Source organism: Kitasatospora sp. NPDC057904, assembly GCF_042887925.1.
Lineage (GTDB): Bacteria > Actinomycetota > Actinomycetes > Streptomycetales > Streptomycetaceae > Kitasatospora.
In genome coordinates this window covers 262,966-279,630 of sequence record NZ_JBHVOL010000010.1, presented here as the reverse complement: position 1 = coordinate 279,630, position 16,665 = coordinate 262,966, and the positions used below count along the sequence as shown (strand labels likewise).

12 protein-coding genes are annotated in these 16,665 nt (G+C 73.0%); 9 read left to right on the top strand and 3 right to left on the bottom strand.

Going from position 1 to position 16,665, the window contains the following annotated elements; genetic code table 11:
- Position 1: 1 nt before the first annotated feature.
- Positions 2–1,414 (bottom strand): glutamine synthetase, encoded by a 1,413-nt coding sequence (locus ACFVSN_RS25765; protein ID WP_387596838.1) that lies wholly within the window; start codon positions 1,412–1,414, stop codon positions 2–4.
- Between the two features lie 473 nt (positions 1,415–1,887).
- On the opposite strand from ACFVSN_RS25765, the gene ACFVSN_RS25760 reads away from it, so the two are divergent.
- From ACFVSN_RS25760 to ACFVSN_RS25720, 9 genes are all read left to right on the top strand, one after another.
- On the top strand, positions 1,888–3,663 hold the full coding sequence (locus tag ACFVSN_RS25760) for a 3-hydroxyacyl-CoA dehydrogenase family protein (RefSeq protein WP_380445119.1): 1,776 nt from the start codon (positions 1,888–1,890) through the stop codon (positions 3,661–3,663).
- 200 nt (positions 3,664–3,863) lie between these two features.
- Positions 3,864–4,784, top strand: a complete 921-nt coding sequence (locus tag ACFVSN_RS25755; RefSeq protein WP_380445120.1) for a TetR family transcriptional regulator — start codon at positions 3,864–3,866, stop codon at positions 4,782–4,784.
- A gap of 387 nt (positions 4,785–5,171) precedes the next feature.
- Positions 5,172–6,509, top strand: a complete 1,338-nt coding sequence (gene ccrA / locus ACFVSN_RS25750) for a crotonyl-CoA carboxylase/reductase (protein WP_380445121.1) — start codon at positions 5,172–5,174, stop codon at positions 6,507–6,509.
- Positions 6,510–6,519: 10 nt separating this feature from the next.
- Positions 6,520–8,550: a protein meaA gene (locus ACFVSN_RS25745; protein ID WP_387956673.1), complete on the top strand. Its 2,031-nt coding sequence runs from the start codon at positions 6,520–6,522 to the stop codon at positions 8,548–8,550.
- Positions 8,551–8,593: 43 nt separating this feature from the next.
- The gene (locus ACFVSN_RS25740; RefSeq protein WP_380445123.1) at positions 8,594–9,556 is read left to right on the top strand and encodes an HpcH/HpaI aldolase/citrate lyase family protein; all 963 of its coding nucleotides are present in this window, start codon (positions 8,594–8,596) and stop codon (positions 9,554–9,556) included.
- A 4-nt stretch (positions 9,557–9,560) separates the two neighbouring features.
- A complete protein-coding gene (locus ACFVSN_RS25735) occupies positions 9,561–10,064 on the top strand; it encodes a MaoC family dehydratase (protein ID WP_045704019.1) in 504 nt (167 codons plus the stop codon).
- Positions 10,065–10,217: 153 nt separating this feature from the next.
- Positions 10,218–11,420 (top strand): acyl-CoA dehydrogenase family protein, encoded by a 1,203-nt coding sequence (locus ACFVSN_RS25730; protein WP_380445124.1) that lies wholly within the window; start codon positions 10,218–10,220, stop codon positions 11,418–11,420.
- Positions 11,421–11,899: 479 nt separating this feature from the next.
- Positions 11,900–12,592, top strand: a complete 693-nt coding sequence (locus tag ACFVSN_RS25725) for a phosphatidylserine decarboxylase (RefSeq protein ID WP_329926306.1) — start codon at positions 11,900–11,902, stop codon at positions 12,590–12,592.
- Positions 12,579–13,457 carry a CDP-alcohol phosphatidyltransferase family protein gene (locus tag ACFVSN_RS25720; RefSeq protein ID WP_380445125.1) on the top strand — a complete coding sequence of 293 codons (879 nt, stop codon included), beginning with the start codon at positions 12,579–12,581 and terminating at the stop codon, positions 13,455–13,457. Before ACFVSN_RS25725 ends, ACFVSN_RS25720 begins: the two co-directional genes overlap by 14 nt.
- Before the next feature lie 85 nt (positions 13,458–13,542).
- Here the strand turns inward: ACFVSN_RS25720 and ACFVSN_RS25715 are convergent, their stop codons facing one another.
- Both ACFVSN_RS25715 and ACFVSN_RS25710 read right to left on the bottom strand, forming a co-directional pair.
- Positions 13,543–14,865 (bottom strand): hypothetical protein, encoded by a 1,323-nt coding sequence (locus ACFVSN_RS25715; protein ID WP_380449099.1) that lies wholly within the window; start codon positions 14,863–14,865, stop codon positions 13,543–13,545.
- A gap of 662 nt (positions 14,866–15,527) precedes the next feature.
- Positions 15,528–16,616, bottom strand: coding sequence for an alpha/beta hydrolase family protein (locus tag ACFVSN_RS25710; RefSeq protein WP_387956671.1), 1,089 nt, complete (start codon positions 16,614–16,616; stop codon positions 15,528–15,530).
- Between the last annotated feature and the right edge of the window lie 49 nt (positions 16,617–16,665).

Genomic DNA, 16,665 nt, shown 5'->3' with positions numbered 1-16,665 from the left:
GTCAGTACCGCCAGCGGGTGGCGGCCACCATGCGTTCGGGGGTGGTGTCGGCGTACTGCTCGGCCTCGGCCCGGCGGACCGCGAGCACCGCCTGGTAGAGCGGTTCGCCGAGGGCCTCGCGGAGCACCGCCGAGCGCTCGTAGGCGGCGATCGACTCGGCCGGGCGGGCCGGCAGCCGGGGCACCGTGCCGGGCGCGGCGGCGGCCGGATCGCCGGTGAACTCCGGCGGCAGGGCGAGGCGCTGCTCCATGCCGGCGAGTCCGGCGGCGAGCACGGCGCCGACCGCGAGGTAGGGGTTGGCGCTGGCGTCGAAGCACTTGACCTCGGCGTTGGCCGCGGCGGAGCGCTCCCCCGCCGAGCCGGTGACCAGGCGCAGCGCGGCCTCGCGGTTCTCCAGGCCCCAGCACTGGTAGGCGCCGGCCCAGTGCGAGGGCACGAGCCGCAGGTACCCGGCGGGGCTGGAGCAGCCGAGCACGAGCAGCTCGGGCAGCGCGGCGAGCACGCCGGCCAGGAAGCCCTCGGCCTCGGCGGTCAGGCCGTGCGGGCCGGAGCCGCCGCGGCCGAGGTTGCGGCCGTCCCGCCAGAGGCTCAGGTGGAGGTGGCCGCCGTTGCCGACCGTGCCGGCCTCGACCACGGGTGCGAAGGAGACCCGCAGGCCGTGCCGGTTGGAGACGGCACGGATGGTGTGCCGGACCAGGACCGCGGTGTCGGCGGCGGCGACCGGGCCCTCGGGGGCGACGGAGACCTCGAACTGGCCCGGCGCGTACTCGGGGTGGATCTGCAGGACGTCGAGCCCCTGCTCGCCGAGGGCGCGCAGGACGTCCCGCAGGTAGTCGGAGAGGTCGGTGAGGCGGTGCATCCCGTACGCGGGGCCGTGGGTGGGGTACTGCGGCTCGTCCGCCGGGGCGCCGGCGAGGGCGGCCACCCACTCGACCTCGATGCCGGCCTTGAGGCCGATGCCGCGCGCGGCGGCCGTGGCCTCCATCCGGCGGGCGAACAGCCGCTGGCAGCCGGGGTGCGGGGTGCCGGCCTGGGTGTGCCGGTCCCCCGGGGCCCAGGCCCAGCCGGGCTGGGCGGCGAGCGGGACGACCCGGTCGAGGTCGGGGTACAGGCGCAGGTCCCCGGTGGGGCCGCCGATGATCGGGCTGGTCGTGATGGCGTCGTCGGCGAGGAACACGTCGAAGCAGGGGGCGGCGCCGACGCCCCACTGGGCGGCGTGCACGAGGCCGCCGAGCGGCACGGCCTTGACCCGGGTGATGCCGGCGTTGTCCACCCAGGTGACGGCGACCGCCTCGACCCCGGCCGCGCGGAGCCGGTCGGCGGCGGCCTCGGCCTGCCGGGCGCGCTCGGCGCGCGGGGGCAGTTCGACGGCGGCGTGGGCGTCCACGGCGACGGCGATGGTGTCAGCAGTCATGCCTTCATGCTGCCCCTCCGGGTGGGTCCGCGTAACTCCTCGATCGGGTGGTTGGAACGGACGCGCGTCCTCCCGTTCACCCGTTCGGGGTGGGGCGGTTTTGCCGCCGTCCGCCCTCTTCCTACTGGGCAGTAGCTTCGCTACAGTGGCCGCACGCACCGCCGTCGGGCTTCGGGAGCCGCACCGACGGGTGCCGTGCGTCCTTCACCGGCCGGTGCCGCGAACCGCGGCGGGCCGGGTTTCCCTCCTCGCGTCAGCGCCGCTCCGTTCACCTCCGAGCGCCTGAGCACGACGGCACACCCGCAGTTCGGCCGGAGCGGACCGGCCGCCGCGCGGGTGGGCCGCACCCGTCATCCCTCCAGCCCCCGCGCGCGGACCCTCCTCCGGCGGGCTGCCGCCCCCTGCGTACGCACGGGCGCGGCGGCACGTCCGCCGGAGCGCGCGCGGGCCCTTCATGACTAGGAGTCAGGACCATGCAGCGTCCCTTCCCCACGGTCGCCGTGGTCGGCCTCGGCACGATGGGTGCCGGCGTCGCGGTGGCGGTCGCCAAGAGCGGCCGCCGGGTGATCGGCATCGAGGCCACCGAGGACTCGGCCGCCCGGGCCCTGGCCCGGATCGAGGAGGCCACCGCGCACGCCGTCGAGCGCGCGCGGATCACCGCCGAGGAGCGCGCGGCCCTGCTCGCGCAGATCTCCGTCGGCCACGAACTCTCCGCCGCCGCGGGCGCCGACCTCGTGATCGAGGAGGTGCCCGAGCAGCTGGAGCTCAAGCGTGAGGTCTTCGCCGAGCTGGACCGGATCTGCCCGCCGGAGACGGTGCTCGCCACCGGCACCACCGCGCTGTCGGTGACCCGGATCGCCGCCGCGACCGCCCGCCCGGACCGGGTGCTCGGCCTGCACTTCTTCAACCCGGTCCACACCATGAAGCTGGTCGAGGTGGTCCGCACGGTGCTGACCGCCCCGCAGGTCGCCGAGGACGCCGCCGGGTTCGCCCGGGACCTCGGCAAGGAGCCGGTCGCGGCCGGCGACCGGGCCGGTTTCGTGGTGAACGGCCTGCTGTTCGCGTACCTGAACCAGGCCGCCGCGATGTACGAGTCCAAGTACGCCTCGCGCGAGGACATCGACGCCGCGATGCGGCTCGGCTGCGGCCTGCCGATGGGCCCGCTGGCACTGCTCGACCTGATCGGCGTGGACACCGCGCGGACCGTCCTGGAGGCGATGTACGAGCAGTCCAGGGACCGCCTGCACGCGCCCGCGCCGATCCTCGGCCAGCTGGTGTCGGCCGGTCTGCTGGGCCGCAAGTCCGGCCGGGGCTTCTACACCTACGAGGCGCCGGGCTCCTCCAAGGCCGTGGACGCGGCCACCGGCCCGGCGCGGCCGAAGGTGGCGGGCCGCGAGGTGCGGACGGTCGGCGTGTGCGGCTCGGGCACGATGGCGACCGGCATCGCCGAGGTGTTCGCCAAGTCCGGGTACGCCGTGCTGCTGGCCGCGCGCAGCCAGGAGAAGGCGGACCGGGCCAAGGCGCAGCTGGCGAAGTCGCTGGAGCGCTCGGTGGCGAAGGGCCGGATGGGCGCCGAGCAGCGGGACGCGGCGCTGGCCCTGGTGACGCCGGTCGGGCAGTACGCGGAGCTGGCCGAGGTCGACCTGGTGGTCGAGGCGGTGGCCGAGGACCTGGCGGTCAAGCGGGAGCTGTTCGCAGCCCTGGACAAGATCGTCCGGCCGGGCGCGGTGCTCGCCACCACCACCTCCTCGCTGCCGGTGATCAGCTGCGCGACCGCCACGTCGCGGCCGCAGGACGTCGTCGGCATGCACTTCTTCAACCCGGCGCCGGCGATGAAGCTGGTCGAGGTGGTCTCCACCGTGCTGACCGCGCCGGACGTCACCGCGACCGTCCTGGACCTGTGCGCCAAGGTGCGCAAGCACCCGGTGGAGTGCGGGGACCGGGCCGGCTTCATCGTCAACGCGCTGCTCTTCCCCTACCTGAACGACGCGGTGCGGATGCTCCAGGAGCACTACGCGACGGTGGACGACATCGACACCGCGATGAAGCTCGGCTGCGGCTACCCGATGGGCCCGTTCGAGCTGCTGGACGTGGTCGGCCTGGACGTCTCGCTGACCATCGAGCAGGTGCTGCACCAGGAGTTCCGCGAGCCGGGCCTGGCCGCCGCGCCGCTGCTGGAGCACCTGGTGGCGGCGGGCTGCCTGGGCCGCAAGACCGGCCGCGGGTTCCGCGACCACGCGCGCCGGTGACCGTGCCGCAGCCCGGCGGCGCCGCTCCCCGCGGGGCGGCGCCGGCCGGGAGCGCGCCGACGGCCGGGCAGCCGCGCTCGGCCTGGAACCCCGGGACGGTGTCGGCCCGCTGGCCGCGCCCGGCCGTGACCGGCCCGGTCTCGCCGGTCCGCCGGGGAAGGGCCGCCGGGGCGCAGCCGGGGCCGTGTAGCGTTCCGGACATGGATCGGGTTCAGTCAGCCACCCCGCAGCAGTCCGCCGCACCGCGCGCCGCCGACCGGCCGGCCACGTCGGCCGGGGGCACCGGCCCGGACGCCGGCCCGGGCAGCCGCCGGGCCGCGGCGCAGCGCCTGCAGATGCGCCAGGACCTGGCCACGGCCGCGATGGACCTGTTCGCCTCGCAGGGCTACGAGGAGACCACCGTCGACCAGATCGCGGCGGCGGCCGGGGTCGCCCGGCGCACCTTCTTCCGGTACTTCCGGTCGAAGGAGGAGGCGATCTTCCCGGACCACGACGACACGCTCGTCCGGGTCGCGGACCTGCTGGCCAGCGCCGAGCCCGAGGAGCACCCGCTCGACGTGGTCTGCCGGGGCATCAAGGAGGTGCTGCGGATGTACGCCTCCACCCCGGGGGTGTCGGTCGCGCGGTACCAGCTGATCCGCCAGGTGCCGGCGCTGCGCGAGCGGGAGATCGCCGTGGTGGCCCGGTACGAGCGGCTGTTCACCCGGTACCTGCTGGGCCGCTTCGACACCGGCGAGGACATCCCTTCGGGCTGGCAGCGCGGCGGCGAGGACGACTCGATGCTGGCCGAGGTGTCGGCGGCGGCCGTGGTCGCGGCGCACAACCACGTGCTGCGGCGCTGGCTGCGGGCCGGCGGCCGGGGTGACGTGGAGGCGCAGCTGGACCACTCCTTCGAGGTGATCCGGCGGACCTTCTGGGCGTCCAGCGCGCCCGGTGCCAGGCGCCGCGGATCCCTGGTGGCACCCGGTGCCAGTGGGGCGCCCGGGGAGGTGCTCGCCGAGAGCGCACTGAGTGCCAGCCCCGGAGGTGAGGTACTCATCACAGTCGCCCGGACGGACGCTCCGCTGGACGTCGTGGTGGACAGCATCCGGGCCGCGCTGAGCGGCTCCGGGCACATCTGACGGGAGCGTTTCCGCAGGTCACGGAGGAAACGAAGGTCAAAAAGGGCCCGCGCCGAGGAATCGGCGGCGGGCCCTTTTCGTCCCCGTTCGGGTGTCCATGACAGCCGCCGGAAGTCGGCCAAATTCCTGACACCCGGTGTCTTTACGGCTGGCACAGGGTGCCACTACGTTGTTACTCACCAGTCGCGGCGCCGCGGCTCCCCACCTCGGCGCGCCGTCGTCCGGTGTTCCCACACCCCGGGAGCAGAGCGAGTACCACCCGGCCCACGGCCGGGCCGACCAGCCTGACCCCGCCCACCACCCACCACAGCGAAGCCGGTGTCCGCTCCCGGCCTTCCCCAGACGCCCTGTGCGCCCTCACACAGGTACGCCTCCGGAGGCAGAGCCATGCAGCAAATCCTCGACGCGATCCTCAGCAACGACGCCACGGCGGAGGACTTCGCAGCGATCCAGCTCCCCGAGTCCTACCGGGCGGTCACGCTCCACAAGGACGAGGAGCAGATGTTCGCCGGCCTCGACAGCCGCGACAAGGACCCCCGCAAGTCCCTCCACCTCGACGACGTCGCCCTGCCCGAACTGGGCCCGGGCGAGGCCCTCGTCGCCGTCATGGCCAGCGCGGTCAACTACAACACCGTGTGGAGCTCGATCTTCGAGCCGGTCTCCACCTTCGGCTTCCTGGAGCGCTACGGCCGGCTGTCGCCGCTCACCAAGCGCCACGACCTGCCGTACCACGTCCTCGGCTCCGACCTGGCCGGTGTCGTCCTGCGCACCGGTGCCGGCGTCAACGCCTGGAAGCCCGGCGACGAGGTCGTCGCCCACTGCCTCTCGGTCGAGCTGGAGTCCCCGGACGGCCACAACGACACGATGATGGACCCGGAGCAGCGCATCTGGGGCTTCGAGACCAACTTCGGCGGCCTGGCCCAGCTGGCCCTGGTGAAGACCAACCAGCTGCTGCCCAAGCCCAAGCACCTCACCTGGGAGGAGGCCGCCTCCCCCGGTCTGGTCAACTCCACCGCCTACCGCCAGCTGGTCTCGCGCAACGGCGCCGGCATGAAGCAGGGCGACAACGTGCTGATCTGGGGCGCCAGCGGCGGCCTCGGCTCGTACGCCACCCAGTACGCGCTGGCCGGCGGCGCCACCCCGATCTGCGTGGTCTCCAGCCCGCAGAAGGCCGAGATCTGCCGCGCCATGGGCGCCGAGGCGATCATCGACCGCTCGGCGGAGGGCTACCGGTTCTGGAAGGACGAGCAGAACCAGGACCCGCGCGAGTGGAAGCGCCTGGGCTCGAAGATCCGCGAGTTCACCGGCGGCGAGGACGTCGACATCGTCTTCGAGCACCCGGGCCGGGAGACCTTCGGCGCCTCGGTGTACGTCACCCGCAAGGGCGGCACCATCGTCACCTGCGCCTCCACCTCCGGCTACATGCACCAGTACGACAACCGCTACCTGTGGATGTCGCTCAAGCGGATCGTCGGCTCGCACTTCGCCAACTACCGCGAGGCCTACGAGGCCAACCGCCTGGTCGCCAAGGGCAAGATCCACCCGACCCTGTCGAAGGTCTACTCCCTGGAGGAGACCGGCCAGGCCTCCCTCGACGTGCACCACAACAAGCACCAGGGCAAGGTCGGCGTGCTGTGCCTGGCCCCCGAGGAGGGCCTGGGCGTGCGCGACGCGGAGTTCCGCGCCACGCACCTCGACGCGATCAACCGCTTCCGAAACGTCTGAGGCCGATCCGATGACCGAGCCGCAGAAGCGCGACCGGCCCTGGCTGATGCGCACCTACGCCGGACACTCCACCGCGAGCGACTCCAACGCGCTCTACCGGCGGAACCTGGCGAAGGGCCAGACCGGCCTCTCCGTCGCCTTCGACCTGCCGACCCAGACCGGCTACGACTCCGACCACATCCTCGCCCGCGGCGAGGTCGGCCGGGTCGGCGTGCCGGTGGGCCACGTCGGCGACATGCGCACCCTGTTCGACGGCATCCCGCTCGAACAGACCAACACCTCGATGACGATCAACGCCACCGCGATGTGGCTGCTGGCGCTCTACCAGGTGGTCGCCGAGGAGCAGGGCGCCGACGTCGCCAAGCTCACCGGCACCACCCAGAACGACATCGTCAAGGAGTACCTGTCGCGCGGGACGCACGTCTTCCCGCCCGGCCCGTCGGTGCGCCTGATCACCGACATGATCGCCTACACGGTCGGCAACATCCCCAAGTGGAACCCGATCAACATCTGCAGCTACCACCTGCAGGAGGCCGGGGCCACGCCCGTCCAGGAGATCGCCTACGCGATGTGCACCGCCATCTCGGTGCTCGACGCGGTGCGCGACTCCGGGCAGGTGCCGGCCGAGCGCATGGGCGACGTGGTCGCGCGGATCTCCTTCTTCGTGAACGCCGGCGTGCGCTTCGTCGAGGAGATGTGCAAGATGCGCGCCTTCGCCCGGCTGTGGGAGAAGGTCACGCGCGAGCGCTACGGCGTCGAGGACCCCAAGCAGCGCCGGTTCCGCTACGGCGTGCAGGTCAACTCGCTGGGCCTGACCGAGGCGCAGCCGGAGAACAACGTCCAGCGGATCGTGCTGGAGATGCTCGCCGTCACGCTCTCCAAGGACGCCCGCGCCCGGGCCGTCCAGCTCCCGGCCTGGAACGAGGCGCTGGGCCTGCCCCGGCCGTGGGACCAGCAGTGGTCGCTGCGGATCCAGCAGGTGCTCGCCTACGAGTCCGACCTGCTGGAGTACGGGGACATCTTCAACGGCTCCGAGGTCATCGAGGCCAAGACGGCCGAACTGCTGGCCGGCGCCGAGGCGGAGATCGCCAAGGTGCTGGAGATGGGCGGGGTGATCCCGGCCGTCGAATCCGGCTACCTGAAGTCCAACCTGGTCTCCTCGCACGCCGCCCGGCGGGCCCGGATCGAGTCCGGCGAGGACAAGATCGTCGGCGTCAACTGCTTCGACACCACCGAGGAGAGCCCGCTCACGGCCGACCTCGACACCGCGATCATGGTCGTCGACCCGGCCTCCGAGCAGTCCGTCCTCGCCGCCCTGGAGGCCTGGCGCGGACAGCGCGACGAGGCCGCCGCCCAGGAGGCGCTGGCGGAGCTCAAGGCCGTCGCCGCCACCGACGCCAACCTGATGCCGGCCACGCTCGCCTGCGCCCGGGCCGGCGTCACCACCGGGGAGTGGTCCTTCGCCCTGCGCGAGGTCTTCGGCGAGTACCGCGCCCCCACCGGCGTCGGCGGCGCCCCGGTCGCGGTCGCGGCCGAGCCCGGCGGCGAACTGGCCGCCGTGCGCGCCGCCGTGGCCGCCACCGCCGAGGAGCTGGGCGCCGGCAAGCTGCGCCTGCTGGTCGGCAAGCCCGGCCTGGACGGGCACTCCAACGGTGCCGAGCAGATCGCCGTCCGGGCCCGCGACGCCGGGTTCGAGGTGGTCTACCAGGGAATCCGGCTCACGCCGGAGCAGATCGTCTCCGCGGCCGTCGCGGAGGACGTCCACTGCGTGGGCCTGTCGATCCTCTCCGGCGCGCACTCCGAGCTCGTGCCCGACGTGCTGCAGCGCCTGCGGCGGGCCGGGGTGGAGGATGTCCCGGTGATCGTGGGTGGCATCATCCCGGCAGCGGACGGCGAGGCCCTCAAGGCCGCCGGCGTCGCCGCCGTGTTCACCCCGAAGGACTTCGGCATCACGACCATCATCGGCCGGATCGTGGACGAGATCCGGCTGGCCAACAAGCTCCAGCCGTGGACGCCCGCACCGACCCCGGCCACGAACTGACCAGCTGACCAGCTGACCACTGGGAAGGAACAGAACCACCCTCATGACCACTGTCAACCGCCTGCGCCCGCGCCGCTCCTGCCTCGCCGTGCCCGGCAGCAACCCGCGCTTCCTGGAGAAGGCCCAGGGCCTGCCCGCCGACCAGGTCTTCCTCGACCTGGAGGACGCCTGCGCCCCGCTGGTCAAGGAGAGCGCCCGCCACACCATCGTCGACGCCCTCAACAACGGCGACTGGGGCGGCAAGACCCGCGTCGTGCGCGTCAACGACTGGACCACCCACTGGACCTACCGCGACGTGATCACCGTCGTCGAGGGCGCCGGCCCCAACCTCGACTGCATCATGCTGCCGAAGGTCCAGGACGCCGAGCAGGTCAAGGCGCTCGACCTCCTCCTCACCCAGATCGAGAAGACCATGGGCTTCGAGGTCGGGAAGATCGGCATCGAGGCGCAGATCGAGAACGCCAAGGGCCTGATCAACGTCGACGCCATCGCCGAGGCCTCGCCCCGGCTGGAGACCATCATCTTCGGCCCCGCCGACTTCATGGCCTCGATCAACATGAAGTCCCTGGTGGTCGGCGAGCAGCCCTCCGGCTACAACGCCGACGCCTACCACTACATCCTGATGCGCATCCTGATGGCCGCCCGCGCCAACGACCTCCAGGCGATCGACGGCCCGTACCTGCAGATCCGCAACCAGGAGGGCTACCGCGAGGTCGCCGGGCGCTCCGCCGCCCTCGGCTTCGACGGCAAGTGGGTGCTGCACCCCGACCAGGTCGCCGCCGCGAACGAGATCTACTCGCCCTCGCAGGAGGACTACGACCACGCCGAGCTGATCCTCGACGCCTACGACTACTGCACCTCCGCGGCGGGCGGCGCCAAGGGCTCGGCGATGCTCGGCGACGAGATGATCGACGAGGCCAGCCGCAAGATGGCCCTGGTCATCTCCGGCAAGGGCCGGGCCGCCGGCATGGAGCGCACCACCAAGTTCGAGATCCCGGAGGCGTAGCACCATGCAGTTCGGACGCACCTACGAGGAGTTCGAGGTCGGCGCGGTCTACAAGCACTGGCCCGGGAAGACCGTCACCGAGTACGACGACCACCTGTTCTGTCTGCTCACCATGAACCACCACCCGCTCCACATGGACACCAACTACGCGGAGAAGACGACCGACTTCGGGAAGAACGTCGTCGTGGGCAACTACATCTACTCGCTGCTGCTCGGCATGTCCGTCCCGGACGTCTCGGGCAAGGCGATCGCCAACCTGGAGATCGAGTCGCTGCGGCACGTCGCGCCGACCTTCCACGGCGACACGATCTACGGCGAGACCACCGTCCTCGACAAGTGGCCCTCCAAGTCCAAGGACGACCGGGGCATCGTCTACGTCGAGACCAAGGGGTACAAGCAGGACGGCACGGTCGTCTGCATCTTCCGCCGCAAGGTGATGGTGCCGACCGAGACGTACATCAAGGAGCGCGGCGGCGAGCAGCCCGGCCGTCCCACCCCTCTTTCCTGAACCGCTTTTCCCCTCCCAATGCCCCGGAGGGGCAGGCCGCCGTCATCGGCCGACCCCCACCCGGAACGGGGGCCCTGCTGCCGCAGCCACGCCGGCAGGGCCCCCGGCAATCCCCCCCCCCCCCGACTTTTCACGACAAATCGGAGCCGCACGATGGGACGCCTCGCACAGACCGACGGCCTCACCGAGATCCAGCGGGACATCCTCGCCACCGTGCGGGATTTCGTCGACAAGGAGATCATTCCGGTCGCGACCGAGCTGGAGCACAAGGACGAGTACCCGACCGCCATCGTCGAGGGGATGAAGCAGCTCGGCCTCTTCGGCCTCACCATCCCCGAGGAGTACGGCGGCCTCGGCGAGTCGCTGCTCACCTACGCCCTCGTGGTGGAGGAGATCGCCCGCGGCTGGATGTCCGTCTCCGGCATCGTCAACACGCACTTCATCGTGGCGCACATGATCAACGCCCACGGCACGCAGGAGCAGAAGGACTACTTCCTGCCGAAGATGGCGGCCGGCGAGATCCGCGGCGCGTTCTCGATGTCCGAGCCCGGCCTCGGCTCCGACGTCTCGGCCATCTCCACCAAGGGCGTCAAGGACGGCGACTTCTACGTCCTCAACGGCCAGAAGATGTGGCTCACCAACGGCGGCACCTCCACCCTCGTCGCGGTCCTGTGCAAGACCGACGAGGGCGGCAGCAGCCCGTACAAGAACATGACCACCTTCCTGATCGAGAAGACGGCCGGATTCGGCCCGAACCCGACCGTCCCCGGCCTCACCGTGCCCGGGAAGATCGAGAAGATGGGCTACAAGGGCGTCGACACGACCGAGCTGGTCCTCCAGGACGTCCGGATCCCGGCCGACCGGATCCTCGGCGGCGTCCCCGGCCGCGGCTTCTACCAGATGATGGACGGCGTCGAGGTCGGCCGCGTCAACGTCGCCGCCCGCGGCTGCGGGGTCGCCCGCCGCGCCTTCGAGCTCGGCATCTCCTACGCCCAGCAGCGCTCGACCTTCGGCAAGAAGATCGCCGAGCACCAGGCGATCCAGTTCAAGCTCGCCGAGATGGCCACCAAGGTCGAGGCCGCCCACCAGATGATGGTCATGGCCGCCCGCAAGAAGGACAGCGGCGAGCGCAACGACCTCGAAGCCGGCATGGCCAAGTACCTCGCCTCCGAGTACTGCAAGGAGGTCGTCGAGGACGCCTTCCGCATCCACGGCGGCTACGGCTTCTCCAAGGAGTACGAGATCGAGCGCCTCTACCGCGAGGCCCCGATGCTGCTCATCGGTGAAGGAACTGCGGAGATCCAGAAGATGATCGTCGGACGCCGGCTCCTGGAGGAGTACCGGATCGCCGAGTGACCTCCGGGCCACCCCGGCTCGACGGGTGGCCCCCGGAACAGCCGGCCGACGGGCGTGCGGGCCCGTCCCGGCATCCCGCCGTGCCACGACGGCCCCGGCCTGGTCCGCCTGGGGTCCGGCACGGCCCCGGAAGCGGCCGCAGGGCGTAGAGCTGCAGCTACGCGCCCCGCGGCCGCTTCCGCACGCCGTCGCGGCGCCGTCCCGGGGCGTCCGGGAGCGGATGGCGCGGACGCGGCGTTCCCCCGGCGCACCCGCTGAGACAAGAGTCACCAGGCCCGTCCGGGCCCTTGGGAACCGGACGGGGCCGAGCTACGGTCGTATGAGTAGGCGTGACCTCGCGCCTGCGGAACGAGCAGGCGGGTTGCCCACCCACCGTGTGCTCCCGATAGCATCCACCGGGACAGCAGCCGTCCCTCTCTTACCCGATCCCGCGGTGGCCCCCGTCCAGCGGCCATGATCCCCCGCGACAAAGGTCTTCGATGCCCATCAGCCCGTCCCCTCACACCTCCGTCACGGACCGCGATGCCCTCGCAGCCACGACGGCCGGTCGGCGACCCCGCGTGACCATCGCGCGCGGAGCCACCCCCTGGTTCGTCCCCACCCTCGCCACGGCCGCCGTGACCACCGCCCTCACCCGGCGCAGCGGCAAGTGGGCCCTGGCGGCGGTACCCGCCTGCGCGCTCGGCGCGGGCATGCTGTGGTTCTTCCGCGACCCCGAGCGTGAGATCGGCACGGGCAGAGTGATCTCCCCCGCCGACGGCGTGGTGCAGAGCATCGACGCCTGGCCGGACGGCCGCACCCGGGTCGCCATCTTCATGAGCCCGCTCAACGTCCACGTCAACCGCGCGCCGCTGCCCGGCACGGTGACGTCGGTCGAGCACGTCGCGGGCGGGTTCGTGCCCGCGTTCAACAAGGACAGCGACCAGAACGAGCGGGTCGTCTGGCACTTCGACACCGAGCTCGGCGACATCGAGATGGTGCAGATCGCGGGGGCCGTGGCCCGCCGCATCGTGCCCTACGTCGACGCCGGCACCAAGGTCGCCCAGGGCGACCGGATCGGCCTGATCCGGTTCGGGTCCCGGGTCGACACCTACCTGCCGGCCGGCGTCGAGGTCGGCGTCGAGGTCGGCCAGAAGACCACAGCCGGGGTGACACGCCTTGACCGTGACTGATCCTGAGACCATCGTCGGCCTGGACGACGAGGAGACGGCGCTGCGCCGTCGCCGCTGGGCACGCGACCGCGAGCTCCGCGCGCCGCGCTCGCCGCAGCACCTGTCCACCGCCGACTTCCTGACCCTGGGGAACGCCGTCTGCGGCTTCCTGGCGATCTACTCGATCACCACCGGGGTCCTGATCCCGCACATCACCAACCCGGACGTCGCTCCGGACCGGCACAGCGCCGCCACCGCGGTGACGCTGCTGCTGATCGGCTCGATGTGCGACCTCTTCGACGGCCTGGTGGCGCGCAAGCTGCGCTCCTCCGCCCTGGGCGCCGAACTCGACAACCTGGCCGACCTGATCAGCTTCGGCATCGCGCCGGCCTACTTCGTCGCGGTCTGGGGCATGGTCTCGCAGGGCTCCAACCGGCCGCTGTCCGCGCTGATCGCGCTGACGGTGCTGCTCGCGGTGGTCCTGCGGCTGGCCCGCTTCTCGGCCGTGAAGATGCGGCCCGGGGTGTTCCAGGGCATGCCCTGCCCGATGGGCGCCATGACGGTCATCGCGATCGTGCTGCTCGACCCGCCGTTCCTGCCCGGTCTGGTCGCCATCTTCGGCGCCGCGTACCTGATGGTCAGCCGGATCGAGTACCCGAAGCCGCAGGGCCTGCTGGCCACCGCCACGCTGTGCTGGATCGTGGTCTCCATCGGCTGCCTGGCCGCGTGGGCCACCGGCCTGCCGGGCGGCGACCTGCTCCTGCACGTCGGCGCCTTCGCCCAGATCGCGCTCGCGGCCATGGCGCCGCTGCTGGTCATCCGGCGCAAGGTCGGCCAGAAGGTCGGCGACGTCCGCGCCCGGCGGGCGGAGTCGCGGCTCGGCTGAGCCTCCCGCGTACGAAGCGCACATGACGAAGGGGCCCGGATCCGCAGTGGATCCGGGCCCCTTCGTCATACGTGCTTCCGGGCGCTCACGCCCCGCCGGTGTGGACGCTGAACGCCGAGCGGCGGGCCGCCCGGGCCACGCCCGGGTCCGGGTGCACGCCCGACACCGCCGTCAGCACCGAGGCCGCCCGCGGGTGCCCCGACTGCCGGGCCCGGGCGAACAGCCGCACCGGGTCGCCCGCCGAGGCGCCCTCCACGTGGCCGACCAGCAGCTCGGTCTCGCCGTGGTCCAGCACCGCGGCCGCCGTGTCCACCCAGAGCCAGGCCGCATCCTCGGCGCCCAGCACGTCGGCCGGGGACACGCCCTCGTCCGACTGCTCAGCGAGCCACAGCAGCGCGTACGGGCGCAGCACCGGCTCGTCCACGGCCGCGCGCACCGCCTGCTCGGCCGTGCCCCCGGCCACCCGCAGCGCCTCGAAGGCCAGGCCGCGCACGAGCGCGTCGTCGCCCTGGGCGGCGTCCAGCAGCTCCGCCACGGCACGGTCCGCCGGGCGGGCCGCCACCCAGGCGCGGTACTCGGCCCGGGCCGGGCCCGGCGAGTAGTCGGCGCAGGCGTTCAGCAGCTCGTAGGCGCTCTGCTCGATGTGGCCGGCCGCGGTCTGGGCGACCGTGCAGATCTCCTCCAGCTTCGCCCGCACCGCCCAGTGCCCGAGCGGCGACAGCTCGGCGGCGTCGTTCCGGCGCACCACGGCGCCGACGGCCGCGAGGCCGTCCAGCATCCAGTCCAGGACGGCGGCGACGTCCGCCGGCGCGGCCGGGGTGTCGATCTGCGGCTCGCGGCAGGTGCCGCGGACCGCCGACACGGCGGAGGCGGCGTGCGGCACGGGCGACAGGCCCACGCCCCCGCTGCCGCCGACCCGGCGCTCGTCCAGGCCGCGGCGCAGCAGCTCCAGGAGCTCGCTGTCGGCGACCGGGCCGGCCACCAGGTGCAGGAAGGAGAGCAGCTGCGGGGCCTGGTCCACGGCCTGGCCGGCCAGCACCGTGAAGACGCCGCGCAGGGCGGCCGGCGGGACCGGCGCGAGCAGCGTCCAGGCGTCGAACAGCGCGGACCAGCCGCGCACCACGGCCTCGTCGTCGTGCTCCCAGGCGTGCAGCCGCCAGCCCGGCCCGGCGCCGCCGTCGCGGGCCTCGACCAGGCCGACCAGCAGCGCCTGGCCCCAGGCCTTGGCCGCGGCGCCGACCGTCATGGCCAGTGCGCGGCCCGCCGCGCGGGCGTCCTCGGGGAGCAGTTCGCCCCGCTTGTCGACCTCGCCGAGCTCCCCCGCCCAGCGGGCGATCCGGACGGCGTCCACCAGCATCCGGCGGGCCAGCGGAGCCAGCTCGGCGGGGGCGGGGAAGCCGTCCGGCACGGGGACCCGGCCGCGGCCTGGGGCGGGTGCGGGGCCTCGTCGGCGGGGTACGCCGCCCCCGCCCGGCCTGGCCCCGACGGGCCGGTGGGCCGTACCGGGGAGGCGGGTCACCGTCGCACCGGTACCGATCGTCGGTGGGAGCGGGGCATCACGGTCGCGCGGGTTCCGAGACGTCACGTCGAGCAGTCTTCCCCTTGTACCGGCCTTCTGTCACATCCGGTTGGTTGTACGGGCGGGCGGGTTGTGGCAGCACCTCCGCAAGATCGGGCAACAGCGGCAAACCGCCTGGCCGGAATCGTGTGGCGGGCTCATGCCAGGCCCGTTTGCGGTGGTCACGGGGGGTGTTCGAACGGATACGGAAAGGGCTGCGGCGAGGGGTGAATGGCCGACTCTCGCGGTGTCGCCGACGGATGGAGGCGGGAATGCGCGCACCGGGCACGCCCGCCGGGAGTGCTCCGGGTGGATGCGGATCGGCCAGGTCGGCGAGGGCGGGACCGGTGGCGGAAATCGACCGCGCCGACTTCCCGTTCCGGCGGAATCGGCTTCCGGTGCCCGGGTGGCGCGCGATGACGGGTGGGGGGAATTGCAAGAACGGAGGAAGCGGGGGCCGGACCGGGGAATGACCGGCCGGAATGCCCCGGATTAACGGCAGCCGGTCCGGATCAGAGGAGGGGGGTGAGCCAGCGCCGGAGGAGTTCCGAGTAGTGCGCGGGGTCGGAGTTCCAGAGGGCGGTGTGGTCCGCGCCCGGGAAGGTGCGGAGGCTGACGACGTCGGGACGGGCCGTGGCGAGGTGCCGGGCGGCGCGGAACGGCGCGATCGGGTCGTCCGGGCTGTGCAGGACGAGGGTCGGCACGCGCAGGTCGGCGCCCTCGGCGAGGCGCGCGAAGTCGGCCAGGTCGACCCCGGTGCGGCCCTCCGCGGCCAGCGCGCCGAGCTCGGCGACCGGCCTGGAGTAGCCGGCCCGGACCGCGTCGCGGCGGGCGGTGGCGGGCAGGTCGAGCACCGGCGAGTCCAGGACGATCCCGGCGATCGCCCCCGCCCAGGCCGAACGGGCCGCGGCGTGCAGGCACATCGTCGCGCCCACCGACCAGCCGTAGAGGATCACCCGGCCGGCGCCGCTGTCGAGGGCGAGCCGCACGGCCGACTCCACGTCGCGCCACTCGGTCTCGCCGAAGTGGCCGAGCCCGTCCGGCGAGGCGGGGGCGCCCTGGTCGCCGCGGTAGGTGACGGCGAGGGCGGGCAGCGCCAGGCGCTGGAGGACGGGCAGCACGGGGAGCGTCTGGGTGCGGTCGGCGCCGGGGCCGTGCACGAGGACCACCCAGGTGCCGCGCTTGCCGTCCAGGCGCCAGGCGGGCATCGCGCCCAGCTCGCCGGCGACGGCGGTCTCGGTGAACGGGAGGCCGAGGGAGGTCGTCGGGTCGCCGAGGTGCACGCGCGGGGTGAAGCGGACCTCGGTGCCGGGCGTCAGGGTGCCCCGGTCGGCGCGGACCAGGCGGCGGGTGACGCCCTGTTCGTCGCTGTGCAGGATGTCGTCGACGACGGCGTGGCCGTCGCCGTCCCACTCCAGCGCCCAGCGGCCGGGGTGGAGGGCCGCGGGCGTCCGGTTGAAGGTGATCCGGCCGGCGGCGAGGCTCTGCACCAGGACGGGGCCGGACTCCAGCACGGCGCTCTCCGGCCGCACGAGCCGCTCGGACGCCCGCCGGCCGACGACCAGCACGGCGACCCCGGTGCCGACGGCGGCTGCCGCCACGGCGGCTGCGGTTCCCCAACGCATATCGCTCCCCGCTCTGTGAGTCTGC